The organism is Saccharopolyspora oryzae (assembly GCF_027853915.1).
In the GTDB taxonomy this organism is placed as follows: Bacteria; Actinomycetota; Actinomycetes; order Mycobacteriales; family Pseudonocardiaceae; genus Saccharopolyspora; species Saccharopolyspora oryzae.
Genome location: NZ_JAQGLA010000043.1, coordinates 11616 through 28996, shown reverse-complemented (window position 1 = coordinate 28996; position 17381 = coordinate 11616). Strand labels below are relative to the sequence as shown.

General features: G+C 69.9%; 12 protein-coding genes. 5 read left to right on the top strand and 7 right to left on the bottom strand.

Annotated elements, in window-relative coordinates; translation table 11 throughout:
- Positions 1 to 47 precede the first annotated feature (47 nt).
- The gene (locus OU415_RS23110) at positions 48 to 977 is read right to left on the bottom strand and encodes a LysR family transcriptional regulator (protein WP_270951174.1); all 930 of its coding nucleotides are present in this window, start codon (positions 975 to 977) and stop codon (positions 48 to 50) included.
- Between the two features lie 198 nt (positions 978 to 1175).
- On the opposite strand from OU415_RS23110, the gene OU415_RS23105 reads away from it, so the two are divergent.
- Positions 1176 to 1964 (top strand): IclR family transcriptional regulator domain-containing protein, encoded by a 789-nt coding sequence (locus OU415_RS23105; protein ID WP_270951173.1) that lies wholly within the window; start codon positions 1176 to 1178, stop codon positions 1962 to 1964.
- Positions 1965 to 2064: 100 nt separating this feature from the next.
- Here OU415_RS23105 and OU415_RS23100 read toward each other — a convergent pair whose 3' ends face one another.
- Entirely contained in the window at positions 2065 to 2619 is a 555-nt protein-coding gene (locus OU415_RS23100) for a hypothetical protein (protein ID WP_270951172.1), read from the bottom strand.
- Between the two features lie 672 nt (positions 2620 to 3291).
- On the opposite strand from OU415_RS23100, the gene OU415_RS23095 reads away from it, so the two are divergent.
- Positions 3292 to 4809, top strand: a complete 1518-nt coding sequence (locus tag OU415_RS23095) for an acetyl-CoA hydrolase/transferase family protein (RefSeq protein WP_270951170.1) — start codon at positions 3292 to 3294, stop codon at positions 4807 to 4809.
- 492 nt (positions 4810 to 5301) lie between these two features.
- Positions 5302 to 7800 (top strand): penicillin acylase family protein, encoded by a 2499-nt coding sequence (locus OU415_RS23090; RefSeq protein WP_270951168.1) that lies wholly within the window; start codon positions 5302 to 5304, stop codon positions 7798 to 7800.
- A gap of 85 nt (positions 7801 to 7885) precedes the next feature.
- Here the strand turns inward: OU415_RS23090 and OU415_RS23085 are convergent, their stop codons facing one another.
- Complete coding sequence (locus OU415_RS23085; protein WP_270951166.1) at positions 7886 to 9157, bottom strand: Zn-dependent hydrolase; 1272 nt, start codon at positions 9155 to 9157, stop codon at positions 7886 to 7888.
- Entirely contained in the window at positions 9154 to 10287 is a 1134-nt protein-coding gene (locus tag OU415_RS23080; protein WP_270951165.1) for a diaminopropionate ammonia-lyase, read from the bottom strand. The genes OU415_RS23085 and OU415_RS23080 overlap by 4 nt, the downstream gene beginning before the upstream one ends.
- A gap of 138 nt (positions 10288 to 10425) precedes the next feature.
- Between OU415_RS23080 and OU415_RS23075 the strand changes: the two genes are divergently transcribed.
- Positions 10426 to 11184: a GntR family transcriptional regulator gene (locus tag OU415_RS23075; RefSeq protein WP_270951164.1), complete on the top strand. Its 759-nt coding sequence runs from the start codon at positions 10426 to 10428 to the stop codon at positions 11182 to 11184.
- 5 nt (positions 11185 to 11189) lie between these two features.
- On the opposite strand, the gene OU415_RS23070 is transcribed toward OU415_RS23075, so the two are convergent.
- The 3 genes from OU415_RS23070 to OU415_RS23060 are packed head-to-tail and all read right to left on the bottom strand — an operon-like array spanning position 11190 to position 15366.
- Positions 11190 to 12608, bottom strand: coding sequence for a sodium:solute symporter family protein (locus tag OU415_RS23070; protein ID WP_270951162.1), 1419 nt, complete (start codon positions 12606 to 12608; stop codon positions 11190 to 11192).
- 27 nt (positions 12609 to 12635) lie between these two features.
- On the bottom strand, positions 12636 to 13787 hold the full coding sequence (locus tag OU415_RS23065) for a YgeY family selenium metabolism-linked hydrolase (RefSeq protein ID WP_270951160.1): 1152 nt from the start codon (positions 13785 to 13787) through the stop codon (positions 12636 to 12638).
- A 1-nt stretch (position 13788) separates the two neighbouring features.
- Positions 13789 to 15366 (bottom strand): N-acyl-D-amino-acid deacylase family protein, encoded by a 1578-nt coding sequence (locus OU415_RS23060; RefSeq protein WP_270951158.1) that lies wholly within the window; start codon positions 15364 to 15366, stop codon positions 13789 to 13791.
- 576 nt (positions 15367 to 15942) lie between these two features.
- On the opposite strand from OU415_RS23060, the gene OU415_RS23055 reads away from it, so the two are divergent.
- Positions 15943 to 17310, top strand: a complete 1368-nt coding sequence (locus OU415_RS23055) for an MFS transporter (RefSeq protein ID WP_270951156.1) — start codon at positions 15943 to 15945, stop codon at positions 17308 to 17310.
- The last annotated feature ends 71 nt before the right edge of the window (positions 17311 to 17381 follow it).

Sequence of the window (17381 nt, the reverse complement as noted above, 5' to 3'; positions counted from 1 at the left end):
CCGGATGTGATCTGTCCAACAGATTCGAGTGGAACTGCGCGATCGGCTCAGTCGATGGAAGGCCCCGGCGCGACGCCGTAGACGCGCAGGCAGATCTCCTCGAAGGCCCGCGACTTCAGGGTGGGGAGGCTGCCGGCGGGCCGCACCAGCAGCACCTCGATCGGCGGCAGCTCCTCCAGCACGGGCAGCGGGACGATCGGGCTGCCCGCGTAGGTGAGCTCGTGCGGTAATCGCTGGTTGAGGACCGAGTAGCCGTGGCCGCGGGCGACGAAGGCCCGGACCGTCTCGTACCCGCTGGCGCGGTGGCGGATCTTCGGTGCGACGCCGAGGAGCTTGAACAGGCTGAGGTAGTACTCGCGGCTGTGCGGCAGGTCCAGCAGGATCAGCGGTTCGTCGGCCAGCTCGCGCAGGCTCACCGGTCGCTGCGGGGTGGCGGCCAGCGGATGCTCCGGCGAGACGATGACGTGCGGCGGGATGCGCCGCAGCACCCGGCGCGGCAGCTCACCGCCGAGCCCGAGGTCGTACATCAGCGCGACCTCGCACCTGCCGTCGCGCAGCGCCCGACGCACGAACTCCTGGTCGCCCTCCAAGAACGACAGGTGCACCCCCGGGTGCTCGCGCTCGAACTCCTCGAGGATGAGCGAGGCCCGGAACGGCGCCAGCGGCCCGAAGATCCCGACGGTGAGGTCTCCGACCAGCGTCGGTCCTTCCTCCCGCACCAACCCCGGCAGCTGGTCGGCCTCCTCGAGCAGCAGCAGTCCGCTCTCGTGCAGGCGCCGTCCGGCGGGTGTGAGGCGCAGGCCGCGGCGCGGGAGCCTGGTGAACAGCGCGGTGCCCATCGTCTGCTCCAGCTGGGCGACCGCGGACGACAGCGTCGACTGGGTGACGTTGAGCGCGGCAGCCGCGGCCGTCATGTTCTCCAACTCGGCCACCGCGCAGAAGTAGCGGAGCTGGACCAGGGTGAACGACCGCGTCATGGCACAACATGCTGCCATCACGCCGATTCCGAGAACACCACGTCGTGCGGTCCCGACGCGGGCGTCCTCCCGCTCCTCGGCGATGCCTCGAGTGCCCGTTTTCGACCTTTCGCCTCCGATGCGCCGGAGGCACAGCCCACCCTGGCAGCACCACCCGAAACGGGTTCTAAAATTGCAGGTCGGAACGGGAGGGGCGGCATGCCTGAAGAACGCGGTGGGCATTTCGTGCGCTCGGTGGAGCGGACGCTGTCGGTGCTGCGCGCCTTCTCCCCCGACCGGTCCGAGCTGACGTTGACCGAGGTGGCCCAGGCCAGCGGGCTGGACCGGGCCGGGGCCCGCCGGATCCTGCTCACCCTCGTCGACCTCGGCTACGTGCGGCACGACGAGCGGCACTTCGCGCTGACCTCGCAGGTGCTGGAGTTCGGCTACGCCTACCTGTCCACCCGGTCGCTGCCGCAGATCGCCGAACCGCACCTGCGCCGGCTCACCCGGGAACTGCGCGAGATGACCGCGCTCGCGGTGCTCGAGGGCGACGAGATCTGCTACGTCGCCCAAGTGCCCAGCCCGAAGCTGCTCGCGGTGACGATCCCGGTGGGCACCCGGTTCCCGGCGCACGCGACGTCCATGGGAAAAGCGCTGCTGGCCGGCATGCTGCCGGAGCACCTGGAGGTCCGGCTGCGGTCGATGGACCTGGCGCAGCTCACCCCGCACACCACGACGACGCGGGAGCAGCTGCTCGCCGAGTTGGCCAAGGTCCGCAAGCAGGGGTTCGTCATCTCCGACGACGAGTTGGAGGAGGGCCTGCGCGGCGTCGCGGCACCGGTCCGGGACGCCGACGGGAAGGTCATCGCCGCGGTCAACGTCTCGCTGCACTCCCACAGCTCGACCGAGGAGAGCGTGCGACGCGACATCGTGCCGCGACTGGTGGCCACCGCTTCCCGGATCGAATCCGACTTCCGCCTGAAACCGGCGCCCCACAGCCGGTGAGCTCCGGCCGACTGCGGATCACCGCTGCACCGAGCTGAGCTCGGCCACCGGCCGGCCTGAACGGCGTGTTGTCGCTGTTCAGGCCGGCGGATGTCCGCGATCAGCCGGTGACCGCGGCGTGTCCGCGCACCACCGCCGGGGACGGCGCGGTGGGCAGCTCCGGCTTCGCCAGGGGCACGTCGTGAGCAGGCGGGGCCTCGCTCTGCACCGGCGGGGTTTCCTGCACTGGCGGCACCGGAGGGGTCTCCTCCTCCACCGGCGGCATGTCGTTCTCGACGGGAGGGGTCTCCTCCTCGACCGGAGGCTCTTCGTCCTCCACCGGCGGCATCTCGCCCTCGACCGGCGGCGTCTCCTCCTCGACCGGAGGCACTTCGCCCTCCACCGGCGGGGTCTCGTCCTCGGCCGGAGGCGTCTGCTCCGGGTGGTCCACGATGGGCGCGTTGACGCAGTCGATGTCCACCGGGGCCAGGATCAGCACGACTCCGCCGGTCACCGTGATGTTGCCGCACACCTGGGTCGGCGCCACGTTGGTGTTGTTGCCGTTGCCGAGGTTGATGCCCTCGTCGCCCGCGGTGTCCGCGAACGCCGGAGTTCCTCCGGTGAGCATTCCGATGCCAGCGGCGAATGCGCCTGCGAGGCAAGCACTTCTACGCATGGGTTCCTCCCGCGTCGTCGTCGTTCAGAGGTGCTTCCATCCACGGTGGTGTCGGCTCCCGACCCGCTTGCTCACCTGTTGTCGGCAGCGTCCGGCGCCGGCCGGGAAGTACCCGCCGACGACTCGAACTGGATGATCAAGTGCCGAGCGGACGCTAGCCGCGTCCTCGCCACCGGCGGCACCGGCCGGTCGGATCCGCGCTCGGGAGAACAGCGCCTGATCAGGACGAACAAGACCGAGCGACCAGCAAAACGAGAATGTTACTCATATTTGCTCGCTCGATGGTGTCGGTTTTTTAGCTCGACCGAGCGACAAAAGGGACGCAGCGACGCACTCGCCACTCGGCGGACCGCAGACGGCGAGGAATGTTCGCTGGACGACTGCCGGTGTCGCGGCGCGAACTCGCCCCAACTCGGCGAGCAGATCGGCGGACGAGTCCGCGGCGCCACCTCCCCGTCGCTGTTCTCGCAGCTCAACGGCTTCCGGGATGAGATCCGCAGCACAAGGTGACCGGGCCCACGGATGTTCACGTGGCGTGCATCACGGACTTCCAGCGCCGTTTCCGTGCCTAACATCCCGGCACACCTCGCCACGTCGGGTTCCTCTCCGCTCAACCGCGGAGGGGAACCCCTCGGCGCACACCCTTGACCCCAGCGCAGCGGGAGGGCGGAAGTGACCGGCAGGATTCGGAACCGGCAACTGGCGGCGAAGATCGTCGAAGCCGAGGAGGCCGCCGAGCTGATCGAACCCGGCGACAACGTCGGCATGAGCGGGTTCACCGGCGCCGGCTACCCCAAGGAAGTACCGGGGGCGCTGGCCAAGCGGGTGGCCGGGGCGAACGCCGAAGGCCGGCCGATGCAGATCGGCCTGTGGACCGGCGCGTCCACGGCCCCGGAGCTCGACGGCGCCCTCGCCGAGGTCGACGGCATCGACGTGCGCCTGCCCTACCAGTCCGACCCGGTCACCCGGGAACGGATCAACTCCGGGCGGATGGACTACACCGACATCCACCTCTCGCACGTCGCGCAGCGGGCCTGGCAGGGCATCTTCGGCGAGCTGGACGTGGCCGTCGTGGAGGTCAGCGGCATCACCGCCGAGGGCCACCTGATCCCGTCCGCCTCGGTGGGCAACAACAAGACCTGGCTGGACCGGGCCGACAAGGTGATCCTCGAGGTCAACTCGTGGCAGAGCGAGCACCTCGACGGCATGCACGACATCTACTACGGCACCGCGCTGCCACCGGAGCGCAAGCCGATCCCGATCACGCACCCCGCGGACCGGATCGGCGTGCCGTACCTGGAGTGCCCGCCGGAGAAGGTGATCGCCGTCGTGGAGACCGAATCTCCCGACCGCAACACGGTCTTCACCCCGCCCGACGAGAACTCCGAGCGGATCGCCGGGCACGTGCTGGACTTCCTGGAGTCCGAGGTGCGCGTCGGCCGGATCCCGCGCGGCCTGCTGCCGCTGCAGTCCGGGGTGGGCAACGTCGCCAACGCCGTGCTCGCCGGGCTCGGGAACGGCCCGTTCGACCAGCTCACCGCCTACACCGAGGTGATCCAGGACGGGATGCTGCAGCTGCTCGAGTCCGACAAGCTGCGGATCGCCTCGGCCACCGCGTTCTCGCTGAGCCCGGCGGCGGTGGACCGGTTCAACCGGAACGCGGCCGACTTCCGGGACCGGATCGTGCTGCGCCCGCAGGAGATCAGCAACCACCCCGAGGTCGTGCGCCGGCTCGGCTGCCTGGCGATGAACGGCATCGTGGAGGCCGACATCTACGGCAACATCAACTCCACCCACCTGATGGGCAGCCGGATCCAGAACGGCATCGGCGGTTCGGGCGACTTCGCGCGCAACGCCTACGTGTCGATCTTCATGACGCCCTCGGTGGCCAAGGGCGGCGCGGTGTCGTCGATCGTGCCGATGGTCTCGCACGTCGACCACACCGAGCACGACGTGGACGTCATCGTGACCGAGCAGGGCTTGGCCGACCTGCGCGGCCTGTCGCCCCGCAAGCGAGCGGAGCGGATCATCGACCAGTGCGCGCACCCGGACTTCCGGCCGGCGCTGCGCGACTACTTCGACCGCGCGATGAGCTCGTCGTACGGCCGCCACACACCGCACCTGCTGGGCGAAGCGCTGTCCTGGCACCAGCGCTTCATCGACGAGGGCACCATGCGCACCGGGGCCTGAGGGAGAGGAAGCCTCAGCACCGCTGGGAACCGGGCGGCGCCGCATCCGACCAGGTGCGGCACCGCCCTGGCGCAGACCACCGGCCAGCAGCCCGTGGTCGCGCCGAATCGGGGCGCACCGAATCGCAGGTGCACAGTGGACGGCCGGTCAGTTCGTCCTGCCGGACCCGGCCGTCCACCCCGAACATCGTCGTGGACCGCTTCCGCGCGCTCACGCGCGTTGACAGCGCCGGGGCGCGTTGCGAGGATGTGCGCGGTTTACCGACCGAACGTTCGGGAAGCCGCACGCGGGAAACCCCTGTTCACACTGCGCGATCCGCACACCCGAAGGCCGGCGCACACCTGACCGCCACGGCCGTCACGGGCGAACCCGCACCTCGCCGGGGGCCTGCGCGCCGCCGGCACGGACCTGCCGGCGGACCACGTGCCCGTCGGCCATCGGGAAAGGCGGAACGCAGTGAGAGCGTTCAGATCTCGCTGTCTCGTCGGCGCGTTGCTCGCGCCAGTGCTCGTCGCCGCAGCATCGCTGCCCGCTTCCGGAGCGACCGCGCAACCACCACCGGAGAAGCACCTCCACGGCACGGTCACCGTCAAACGGGACCGGTACGGCACGCCGCACATCTACTCCGACAACACCTACGGGCTGTTCTACGGGTACGGGCACGCGGCCGGGCAGGACCGGCTGTTCCAGCTGGAGATGACCAAGCGGGCCGCGGCAGGCTCGGTCTCGGAAGTCCTGGGCGCGGACTACGCCGACTTCGACGCATCGGTGCGCTCGGACTACGACCCCGCCTCGATCCGACGGCAGTACGACGAGCTGGCGCCCCGCGACCGGCAGGTGCTCGACGGCTACGCCTCCGGCATGAACGCCTGGATCGACCAGGTCGCCGCCGACCGCGCGCACCTGATGCCCAAGCAGTTCCTCGACCTGGGCTTCGAACCGTCGCGCTGGACCGGCGTCGACGTCGCGATGATCACGGTCGGGACGATGAACATCCGCTTCTCCGACTACAACTCGGAGATCAAGAACCTCGCCATGCTCCAGCAGCTGCAGCAGCGCTACGGCGCCGAGCAGGGCAGGCAGGTCTTCGACCAGATCGCCTGGCCCGTCGACCCCGAGGCGCCCGCGAGCATCGAAGCACCCACCGGCCCGGCCGCGACCGCACCAGCCGCGCTGGACCGGCCCAACGGCCTCGCCGGAACACTCGACGGCGTCACCGCCCCGGCCTCCACCCCGGCACCGGACATCGCGCCGAAGCCGACCGCTTCGGCGGCGTGGCACGAGGCCGCCCAGCAGATCGACTCGCTGCGCCCGGGAGCCGCGAAGCCGCCGCAGTTCTCCAACATGATGCTCGTCGGCGGGCAACGCGCCCAGGGCGCGAACAGCCTGCTGCTCAACGGCCCGCAGTTCGGCTGGTTCTCACCCGCCTACACCTACTCGGTGGGCCTGCACGGCGCCGGGTTCGACGTCGTGGGCAACACTCCGTTCGCCTACCCGGTCGTCCTCTTCGGACACAACGGTTCGATCGCCTGGGGCGCGACCGCGGGCAACGGCGACACCGTCGACATGTACCAGGAGAAGCTCGACCCGAACGACCCGCACCGGTACCTCTACCAGGGCGAGTACCGCACCATGTCGCAGCGCACCGAGACCGTCGAGGTCAAGGGCGGCGCACCGCGCCAGGTCCAGGTGTTCTCCACGGTGCACGGCCCGGTCACCCAGTTCGACACCGCGAACGGCGTGGCCTACGCCAAGAAGCGCAGCTGGGCGGGCCAGGAGCTCGACACCCTGTTCACCTGGCTGAGGTCCACGCAGGCCCGCGACTACCAGCAGTGGCACCGGCAGGCCGAAGCGCTGCCCATCAGCATCAACTGGTACTACACCGACCGCCGCGGGAACATCGGCTACTACTTCGCCGGGCACTTCCCGATCCGCCCCGCCGGCCAGGATCCGCGCCTGCCCGCCAGCGGAACCGGCGAGATGGAGTGGCGGGGCGTGCAACCGCCCGCCACGGGGAACCCGCAGGTCCTCAACCCACCGGCCGGTTATCTGGCCAACTGGAACAACTCCCCCGCACCCGGCTACCCGAATTCGGATTCGCTGCCCTGGGGCCGCGCCGATCGCGTCGAGGTCCTGCAGCGCGAGCTCGCCGCCGACCCGGCGATCACCGCCGACGACCTGTGGGAGATCCAGCGCCGCGCATCGCTGACCGACATCAACCGGGCGTACTTCACGCCCTTCCTCGCCGACGCGGCGGCCGGGCTTCCCGCCGATTCCCCGGAACACCGGGTCTACCAGGAACTTTCCGACTGGGACGGGATGAACGCCGACGAGGACCGCGACGGGCGCTACGACAGCGCGGGCACCGCGATCATCCAGACCTGGCTGCAGATCATGCTCGACGACGTCGTCCGGCCGAACCTCCCACCGGAGACCTACGCCCGGTACGGCTCGACGGGCTATCCGACCCGCGACAAGCCCGCCAGCGGCAGCCAGAACGTCCAACCCGGGACGAAGGTGCTGCTCAACACCTTGCTCGGTGCGGAATCCAGCGTCCCGCAGCACGTCGACTTCCTGCGCGGCCGGGACCGGAGCGCTGTCGTGCGCGACGCCTTGCGGCGGACCTACGACGCGCTCAGCCAGCAGTACGGCCCGGACCCGGCCAACTGGCTGGCACCGACCGCGCAGAACGTCTTCTCGACGTCCAACTACCTCGGCGTGCCGTCCGCCGGCCGGGACGAGCAGCGCAAGACGCCGGTGTTCATGAACCGCGGCACGGAGAACAACCTCGTCGTGTCCCAGCCCGACGGCATGGCCGGGTGCGAGGTCGTGCCACCGGGGCAGAACGGGTTCGTCGCACCTGACGGCACGCGCGGGCCGCACTTCGACGACCAGTTCCAGATGTTCGTCGACTACGGCCGCAAACCGACCTGGCTCACCGAGGACGAAGTCCGCCGCAACCAGGAATCCGAGGAGTCACTCCGCTACTGAGCACCAGGTGGCGCCGCACCCGACCGGCTGCGGCGCCACCCATTCTCATCGAATTCTGCTGCTAAGCAGGGGATCGAGACCGGGCTCAGTCCGCGGAGTTGGCCAGTTCGAGCACCGCTCGGAGCAGGACGTTGATGCCGTCCGCGCAGGCCTCCGGTGTGGAGTACTCGCGCGGGTTGTGGCTGATCCCGTCGTAGAGGCCCGGCACGAAGATCATGCCTGCCGGGCTGAGGGCGGCGATCTCGCCCGCGTCGTGCCCTGCGCCCGAGGTGATGCGGTCGCAGGTCAGGCCGAGCTCGGTGGCCTGCTTCTCGACCAGGTCCTGCATGTGCTCGGGGAAGTCGACCGGCGGTGTCCTGGCCGTGGTGCGCGAGGTGATCGTGACGCCGGTGGTCTCCTCCACCTCGGCGAAGTAGGCCTGCAGGTCGTCGATCGAGCGCTGCATCGCTTCGCCGTCGGGGTTGCGCAGGTCGACGGTGATCAGCACGTTGCCCGGCACGATGTTGATGAGGTTCGGGTAGTTGTCCTGGCGGCCGACGGTGGCGAGCAGCCGGCCGTAGTCGCCGGATTCCACCATGCCGTTGAGGTGCACGGTGATCATCGCGGCGGCCAGGCCGGCGTTCTTGCGCAGGTGCTGCGGGGTCGCACCCGCGTGGGCCGCCCGGCCGCCGATGGTCAGCTCGAGCCAGGTGATCGCCTGCACGCCGCGCACCACACCGATCTGCTTGCCGCCCGCCGCGAGGATCGGACCCTGCTCGATGTGGCACTCCAGGTAGGCGTGCGGGGGCTGGATCGGCACCGCCACGTCACCGACGAGGCCGTGCCGGTCCAGCTCGGCACCGACGCTGACGCCGTCCCGGTCCACTTGCGACCGGGCGTCGGCGAGCTGGATCCGGCCCGCTGCGACGGCGCTGCCGAGCATGTCGGTGCCGAAGCGAACGCCTTCTTCCTCGGTGAAGATCGCCACCTCGACGGGGCGCCTGGTGGAGATCCCGTTGTCGTCCAACGTCCGCACCACCTCCAGCCCGCCGAGCACGCCGAGGCAGCCGTCGAAACGTCCGGCGGTCGCCACGCTGTCGATGTGGGAGCCGACGAGCACCGGCGGCAACGAGTCGTCCTCGCCCGCCCGGCGGGCGTAGACGTTGCCGATCCGGTCGCGGCGCAGGGCCAGACCTGCTTCCCGCATCCAGCCCATGACGAGTTCGCGCCCGGCGATGTCCTCGTCGGTGAGCGCGAGCCTGCGCACGCCCTGCAGATCGGTGTCCTCGTCGTGGTAGGCACCGACCTCGCCGAGCTCGGTGAGCGAGTCCCACAGGCGGTCCTTGTCGATGCGCACGAGCGCGGTGTCCGCGGTCATTCCTGCCCCTGTTCGACGAGTCGCGCACCGGTGGTGCGGTTGAAGGCGGGCACGTCCGTCGCGCCCTCGGTGGAGATGAGCAGAACGTCGTCCTCGGCGCCGAGTCCCAGCGCGGCAGTGTGTTCGAGCAGGCCGGCGAGCCCGGCCGCGCCGCTCTCGCCGGAGATGATCCCGTCCGCGTAGAGCAGCCGCATCGCTTCTTCCGCGGCGCCGTCGGTGACGGTGACGAACTGGTCGAAGCCGCGCGAGACGTCCGGCCACGCGATCAGCGACGGCGTGCCGCAGTTGAGCCCGGCCATGATCGAGCGCTGCGGGCCCGGGATGGTGACGACCTCGCCCGCCTCGATGCTGGCGGCCGTGCAGTCGGCGCTGACCGGCTCGACGCCGATCAGGCGGGTTCCCCCGCTGGCGGCGAATCCGCGGACCACCGCCGCGGCGAACGCACCGACGCCGATCTGCGCGGCCACCACCGTGGGACGCGGCGCGGCCCCGGACCCGACTTCCTGCAGGATTTCGTCGATCATCGTGGAGTAGCCGTCGATGACCCAGCCCGGCGGCTCGACGTAGCCCTCCCACGAGGTGTCCGAGACGACGAGGTTGTCCTCGTCCGCGAGCTCGGCGCTGCGCCGGATCGCGTCGTCGTACCCGCCTGCCACGACCTCGACCTCCGCGCCTTCCGCGGCGATGGCGTCGATGCGCGCCTGGACCATGTCCTCGGGCACCAGGATGTGCGCGCCGATGCCGAGCAGCTTGGCCATCCTGGCCACGGCGCGACCGTGGTTGCCGTCGGTCGCCGCGACCAGCCGCAGCCCGCGGTGGGCGGTCAACCGCTGCTCGAGCTCGGGCAGTCCGATCCCGGCATCGGCGGGAATGCCCAAGGCCCGCAGGACAGTTCGGTAGGTGGCCCACGACGCGCCGAGGATCTTGAACGACGGCATGCCCATCCGGCCGGACTCGTCCTTCACGTGCACGGACCGCACCCCGAGCCGGGACGCGGCGGTCGGGGCGGCGGTGAGCGCCGTGGGTTCGTACCCCGGCATCGACAGGTGGAACGCCCGGCTTTCGTCCACGAGGGACCGGACGGCTTTCCGGTCCACGAGCGGGTTCTGGATGACGCGGGGGTGCGACATGTTGCTCCTCCGTAGCGCAGGTGCCCTGCGGCCCAAGCTAAGAATCTGTATGACAACTGTCAAGTTACTTGAGACAAGTTGGTCTGTTAACCTGCGTTCAGCAGCCGGACCAACCCATTACCTCGCGGAAGGCGATCGATGCCCCCCACTCCTGACGTCGGCGACAACATCTCCCGGATCCGAGCGCGCCGACCGCTGCAGACGGAGATCCGCGACGCCCTGCTCAACGAGTACATCCTGTCCAACAAGCTCCAGCCCGGTGACCGGCTCCCGTCCGAGACCGAGCTGTCGCGGCTGTTCGGGGCCTCGCGCGTCACCATCCGCACCGCGCTGCAGAGCTTGAAGGACCAGGGCTACATCCGGATCGTGCGCGGCTCCGGCTCGACCGTGCTGCCCCGCCCGGACGCCATCCGGTCCGGGATCGATCGGTTGCTGTCCTTCGACACCTACGCCACCCAGTCGGGCAAGGAGATCCTCACCGACGACCTGGAGATCACCCGGATCGACACCGCGGACGACCCGCTCGCCGACGTCCTCGAACCCGGCCCCGCCACCAAGGTGAGCCGGACCAAGAAGATCGGCCGCAAGAAGGTCGCGTGGATCGTGGACTACGTGCCCGAGGACGTGCTGGGCTTCGCGGCGATCCAGGCCGGCTTCCAGGGCTCGGTGCTCGACCTGCTGCTGGCCGGGGACCTCGCCGAGTACTCGGATTGCACGCTGACCTCGGTGTCGGCGGTCGGCGACCTGCGCAAGCGGCTCGGCTGCCCGGAAGGCACGCCGCTGCTCCAGCTCAGCGAGCTGACCCGGGACACCGCGGGCAAGGTGGTCAACCGCAGCGAAGCGTGGCTGCTGCCCGACTCGTTCACCTTCCAGCTGCGGCGCCGCCGCGAGAGCTGAGCCGGTCACGACAGCGCCGCCCGCTCGTCCTGCTGCGCGGGAACCGCCCCATCGCCGACCAGCCGCCCGCGCCGCGCGTCGATCACGTGGATCACCCAGAACGACAGCACACCGCACGTGCTGCCTGCGATGATCGCGGCGACGCCGAAGGGTTCTCCCGCGACCTCCCAGGCGAATCCGGCGACCGTGCCGACGATGATGGACACCAGACCGGCGAGCCGACTCGTCTTCCGCAGGACCAGGCCCGCGATGAAGGCGCAGAAGGGGCCCGTCGAGCGCATCGTGAAGGCGAAGATCAGCAGCGGGATGATCGCCTGGCTCCACAGCGAGATCAGCGTGGCCAGGACACCGACCACCAGCACCCCGATCCGGCTGTACTTCAGCTCGTTCTCCTCGGTCACCTTCGCGGAGAACTTCGGCAGCAGGTCCTTGATGAAGATGGTCGACGAGCCGAGCATGTTGCCGCTCGCGCTGGACAGCGTCGCGGAGATCACCGCGCTGAGCAGCAGTCCGGCCACGACCGGCGGCAGCAGCCCGACGGCGACCGTCGACAGCGCGCTGTTCTCGTTGATCCCCGGGTACACGGCCAGCGCGATCAGCCCGAGGACCGCGGGGATGAAGGCGTAGACCGTCATCAGACCACCGCACAGCAACGACCCGAGCACGGCGACGCGCGGTGTCCGCGCCGAGTAGTAGCGCTGGACCGCTTCCTGCCCGGTGGAGAACGTCATGAAGTACAGGACGACGAGGCCGAGGATCGTCGGGACACCGATCTTGGTGAACCCGAGCTGCCCCTCGGGCAGTCGCGCCACGACGGACTCCCAGCCACCCGCGTTGTGCAGGGCGACCGGCACGGCGATGGCGAAACCGCCGACGATGAGGAAGAACTGGACGAAGTCGGTGAGCGTGACGCTCCACATCCCACCGATCCACGTGTAGACGATGACGGCGACGCCGGTGGCGAGGATGGCCCACTCGAGGTCCACGCCGCCGAGTGTCGAGACGATGGTGGCGGTCGCCGTGATCTGGACCGCGGCGAGGGCGACCAGCGCGACGCTGCCGAGCACAGCGGTGATCGTCTGGCTGGCGGCGCCGTAACGACGGCCGATCACCTCCGGGACGGTGACCGCCATGCTGCGCCGCATCGCCGGTGCCACGAAGGACACCAGCACGATCCCGATGCCCGCCGCCACGACGTACCACCCGGCGGACAAGCCCCAGTCGCCGTAGGCCTTGCTGGCGACGCCGACCGAACTACCACCGCCGATCTCGGTGGCAGCCAGCGTTCCGGCCATCATCGTCACCCCGAGCCTGCGCCCGGCGAGGTGGTAGTCGGTGCTGCTCTTGACCTGCCTCTTCGCGTACAGTCCGATGCCGATCATGGCGGCCAAGTAGACCGCCACGATGATCACGATCAGGTTCATGGCGCTTTCCCTTTCGCCCGCCGCCGTTCAGGCGGTGAGCACGGCTCTGAGCAGGGCGGAATAGCCGCGCGCGGCGCGGTGGAGGTCTTCGAGGGAGAGGGATTCGTCGACGGTGTGGGCGCGGTCCGGATCTCCGGGGCCGAACCCGAGCGTGGGGATGCCGCACCTGCCCGCGCTCGCGGATCCGTTGGTGCAGAACGCGTAGTAGCCGGGCGTCGGGTCCAGTCCGGCAGCCGCCAACCCGGTGAGCGCGTCCCGCGCGGGCCACGTCGCCGGGTCGGTCCACCACGCCGGGGCGAACGAGTCGGCTTCGACCGGAACTCCCCGGTACGTCGTGAATTCCGTCGTGGCGATGCGGACGTCGACCCGCGCGCCGGCCGCCACGGCGATCGGATCCGCGAGCTCGCGGAGGGGCTTGAGCACGTCGGCGTCGTGCTCGCCGAGCACGGTGCGGCGGTCGTAGGTCGCGACGCACCGGTCCGGCACCATCGAGACGTTCGGATGGGGGAACGACTTGAGGTTGGTCAGCGCGATCATGCCGGGGCCGAGGTCGGGGTGTTCGCCGAACCGCAGCTGCCGGACGGCGGTCATGACGTCGGCCATCACCTCGGCGGCGTTGACCCCGGCTTCGGGGTAGGCGGAATGGCTGGTCCTGCCGTGCACCTCGATCTCGACCTCGGCACGCCCGCGCTGGCCGAGCACGAGCCGGTTCGCCGAGGGCTCGCAGATGATCACGGCGTCCGGACGCACCTGCTCGACGACCCGGCTCAGCGCGGGCCCTTCCACCAGTTCCTCGCACACCGACCCGGAGATCACGATCGTGCCGCGCTGTTCGGTGCGCAGCGCCGCTGCTCCGTGCACGGCGGCGGCGAGCGCACCTTTCATGTCGACCGCGCCTCGGCCATAGACGACTCCATCGACGACCTCACCCCGCGGATCGTGTTGCCACTGCGCCGGATCCGGCACCTCGACGGTGTCCAGGTGGGCGTCGAGCAGCACCGTCGGTCCGTCGCCGAGGCGGAGGGTGCCGATGACGTTTCCCCAGTCGTCGACGTCGACGGTGAAGCCGACCGCCGCGAGCTCGTCGCCGAGCACCTGCGCGGCAGCCGCCTCCTCGGTGGCGTAGCTGCGCGCGGCCAGCAGCCGGAGCAGGAACTCCTGGATCCGTGCCTCGTCCACGTCAGCTCACCGCCCCGTTGACCGCGCCTGGGCGCGCACCCGTGTGGTGACCGCGGCTCCAGACCGGGGTGCCGCCGACGGTGACCAGTTCGACACCGTCCGGGGTCCGGTGCGGCTCGTCGTAGGTGGCGTTGTCGACGTAGCGCGCCGGATCGAGCAGCACCAGATCCGCTCGTCGTCCCTCCACGACGGCGCCGCGGTCGTCCAGGCCGAGCAGCCGCGCCGGGCCTGCCGACAACCGGGTGACCGCTTCCGGAACCGTGATCAGCTTGTCCCGCAACGCGAATCTGCCCAGCACCCTCGGTGCCGTGCCGTAGAGGCGCGGGTGCGGGTGCGGGTTGAAGACCCCGTCGGAGCCGACCAGCGCGCCGGAGCGCACGAAGATCTCCTTGACGACCTCCTCTTCGGAGTAGTGGTCGATCATGGCCGCGTCGAGCCCGGTGTCGGCGAGCAGGTCCAGCACCGCGAAGGCGGGGTCGGCGCCGGTCTCCTCGGCGATCTGCGCCACGGTCTTGCCGACATCGCCGTCGCGCGGTGCCGCGGCCTGCGTGACGACGACGTTGTCCGGACCGCAAGCGGCGAACAGGTTCTCCCAGTTCGGCAGCCCGGCGTGCATGTCCCGCGCCATGCGGTCGCGCTCGCGCCCATCGCGAACGCGCTCGAGCACCGCCTCCGGCCCCCCGTCGAACGCGTACGGCGGCAGCAATGCGGACAGGATCGTGCTGCCCGCGCCGTACGGGTACTGGTCGAAGGTGAGCCGGATGCGTTCCTGTGCGGAGGTGAGCAGGTCGATCAGGTCGGCCAGCAGGTGCGCGACGCCGACGAGCTTCACGTGCGACACGTGCAGCGCGGCGCCGGTCAGCTCGGCGACCCGCACGAACTCGGCGATCGAGTCGATGACCCCGGCCGCTTCGTTGCGCACGTGCGGCACCAGCGGAACGTCGAACTTCGCCGCCGCCTCGGCGATGCCGATCAGCTCTTCGGTGTCCGCGTAGAGGCCGGGCGCGTAGATCATCCCGAACGAGACGGCCCGGCAGCCCTCGGCCAGCGAAGCCTCCACCAGGTCCCGCATGGCCGCCATCTCCCGGGCGTCCGGCTTGCGGTCGACCGGTCCCATGGCGCATTCGCGGACGGCGCTGTGCGGGACGCAGGAGACGATGTTGGTCGAGGGGCGCGCTTCGCCGAGCGCGGCGAGGAATTCGCCCGCGCTCCGCCATTCCCAGTGGGCGGCGGTGCTCGGTTCGAGACCTTGCAAGTACCGTTCACGGCCGGTCCGCGCGGCGTCGGTCAGCGGCGCGGGCCCCAAGCCGTCCGGGCAGATCAGCTCGGTGGTGAACCCCTGGCCGACCTTGGCCGCCAGCAGCGGGTCGTCGAACGGCCGCAGCGCGGAGTGCGCGTGCAGGTCGATGAACCCCGGCATCAGCAGCAGACCGGTGCCGTCCACCTGCTGACCGGCGGATTCGACCGGCAGGCGGGGCGCGACAGCGATGATCGCGCCGTTCTCGACGGCGACATCGGCGGTTCGAACGCCGGTCTCGTCGGCCACTTCGGCCTGCTTGATGAGCAGCTCAGCTTGCATGGGATTTCCGCACACCCCTTCGACGTATCGCGATGGCGCAGTGAGGCCGTCCAGCGCGGGAGCACGAGCCCGACCAGCGGTCCGGCGTTCAGCAGAGTCTGCGAAATCTGTATGACATCTGTCAACAGTTGTCTTTGCGATGGCCAGGCAAGAACCTTGGCCCGCACCCGTGCGAGGAGAAAGGGGAACTGCCCAGCGCTCTCCGCCGGAACAGGAATTCCAGACAGGTCAACACGATTCGGAATCCGGCGGCATCGCTGGTGCGAAACGGCCAGCGCGAGCCCAGCCCCAGCAGGCCGACCTTTCGCGCAAACCGCGCGCGAACATATACGAATACGCAGAGAGGCGTTGGCATCTCGCGCCCCGGCAGACCGCCGACGCTCAGACCTCGTCAAGCCCTGATGGGGACGTTTCCTTATTTCGCCGAGGAACCGGTTCAGGACGCCCGCTGGCAGACCGACCATTGACAACAGCAGGTCGGGAGCATCAAGATCCCAGATCATATTTGATTTCGTAGTTGATGGGGGCGGCGGACAGGTCGTGCAGCACCGCGCCGGACACAGCAAAGGAGCTGTCATGCCCGAACAGGACCCGACCGGTGGGAGAACTCGGCGGGAGCACCGCCGGGTCGCGCTGGGCACGCTGGTCGGCACCACCATCGAGTGGTACGACTTCTTCATCTACGCCAACGCCGCCGCCCTGGTGCTGACTCCCCTGTTCTTCGAACCGTTCGTCGCTTCGTACGGCGAGCTGGCCGGGCGGCTGATGGCGTTCGCCACCGTGGGCGTGAGCTTCATCTTCCGCCCGCTCGGCGCGGTGGTCGCGGGGCACTTCGGGGACAAGCTCGGCCGGAAGGCCATGCTGGTCCTGACTCTCATGCTGATGGGCGTGTCCACCACCCTGATCGGCCTGGTGCCCAGCTACGCGTCGATCGGGATCTGGGCGCCGGTCCTGCTCATCGTGCTGCGCGTCCTGCAGGGGTTCTCCGCGGGCGGCGAGTGGGGCGGGGCCGCGCTCATGGCCGTCGAGCACGCCCCGGCGCACCGGCGCGGGCGGTTCGGCGGATTCCCGCAGATCGGGGTGCCGGTCGGCATGCTGATCGCCACCGCCGTGCTCAGCATCATCACCGTGACGACGACCGAGCAGCAGTTCCTCGACTGGGGGTGGCGGGTTCCGTTCCTGCTGTCCGTCGTGCTCATCGCGGTGGGCACCGTGATCCGGCTGGGCGTCGCCGAGTCGCCGGTGTTCACCGAAGCCGGCGATGCGCAGCCGCGGGTCCGGCTGCCGCTCGTGCAGATGTTCCGCTTCAACGGGCGGCAGGTGCTCCAGGGCACCCTCACCTTCGCCGCGAACAACGCGGCCGGCTACATGGTGACCGGCGGTTACGTGCTCTCCTACACCACGATGGTGCTGGGGATGGACCGCTCCACGATCCTCAACCTGGTCACCCTCACCAGCGCGGCTTGGGTCGTCACCACCATGTCGGCCGCGATCCTGTCGGACCGGATCGGGCGCACCGCGGTGTACAAGATCGGTTTCGTCACCCTGCTGGTGTGGGTCTTCCCCATGTTCTGGCTGATCGACACCGAGAACGTGCTGCTGATCGCGGTGGCGATGCTGGTCTTCAGCATCGGCATCGGCTTCACCTACGGGCCGCAGGCGGCCATGCTGGCCGAGATGTTCCCCGCCCAGGTCCGCTACTCCGGCGCCGGGCTGTCCTACGCCTTCGGCGCGGTCCTGGGCGGCGCCTTCGCCCCGATGATCGCGACCTGGCTGCAGGCCGCGTTCGGCAGCGCCATGGCCGTGTCGGGCTACCTGTTCGCGCTCACCGCGATCGGGCTGGCCGCGACGTTCACCATCAAGGACCGCACCGGCAAACCCCTCGGCCCGGAAGCGCTCGACATCCCGGGAGCTCGCGAACTCGCTGCGGCGACCCACCGATGACCGCTCGCGGCGGGGGCGGTCCGGGCAGCCGGACCACCCCCGCCGTATACGATCGCGGGTGTCGCCACCCG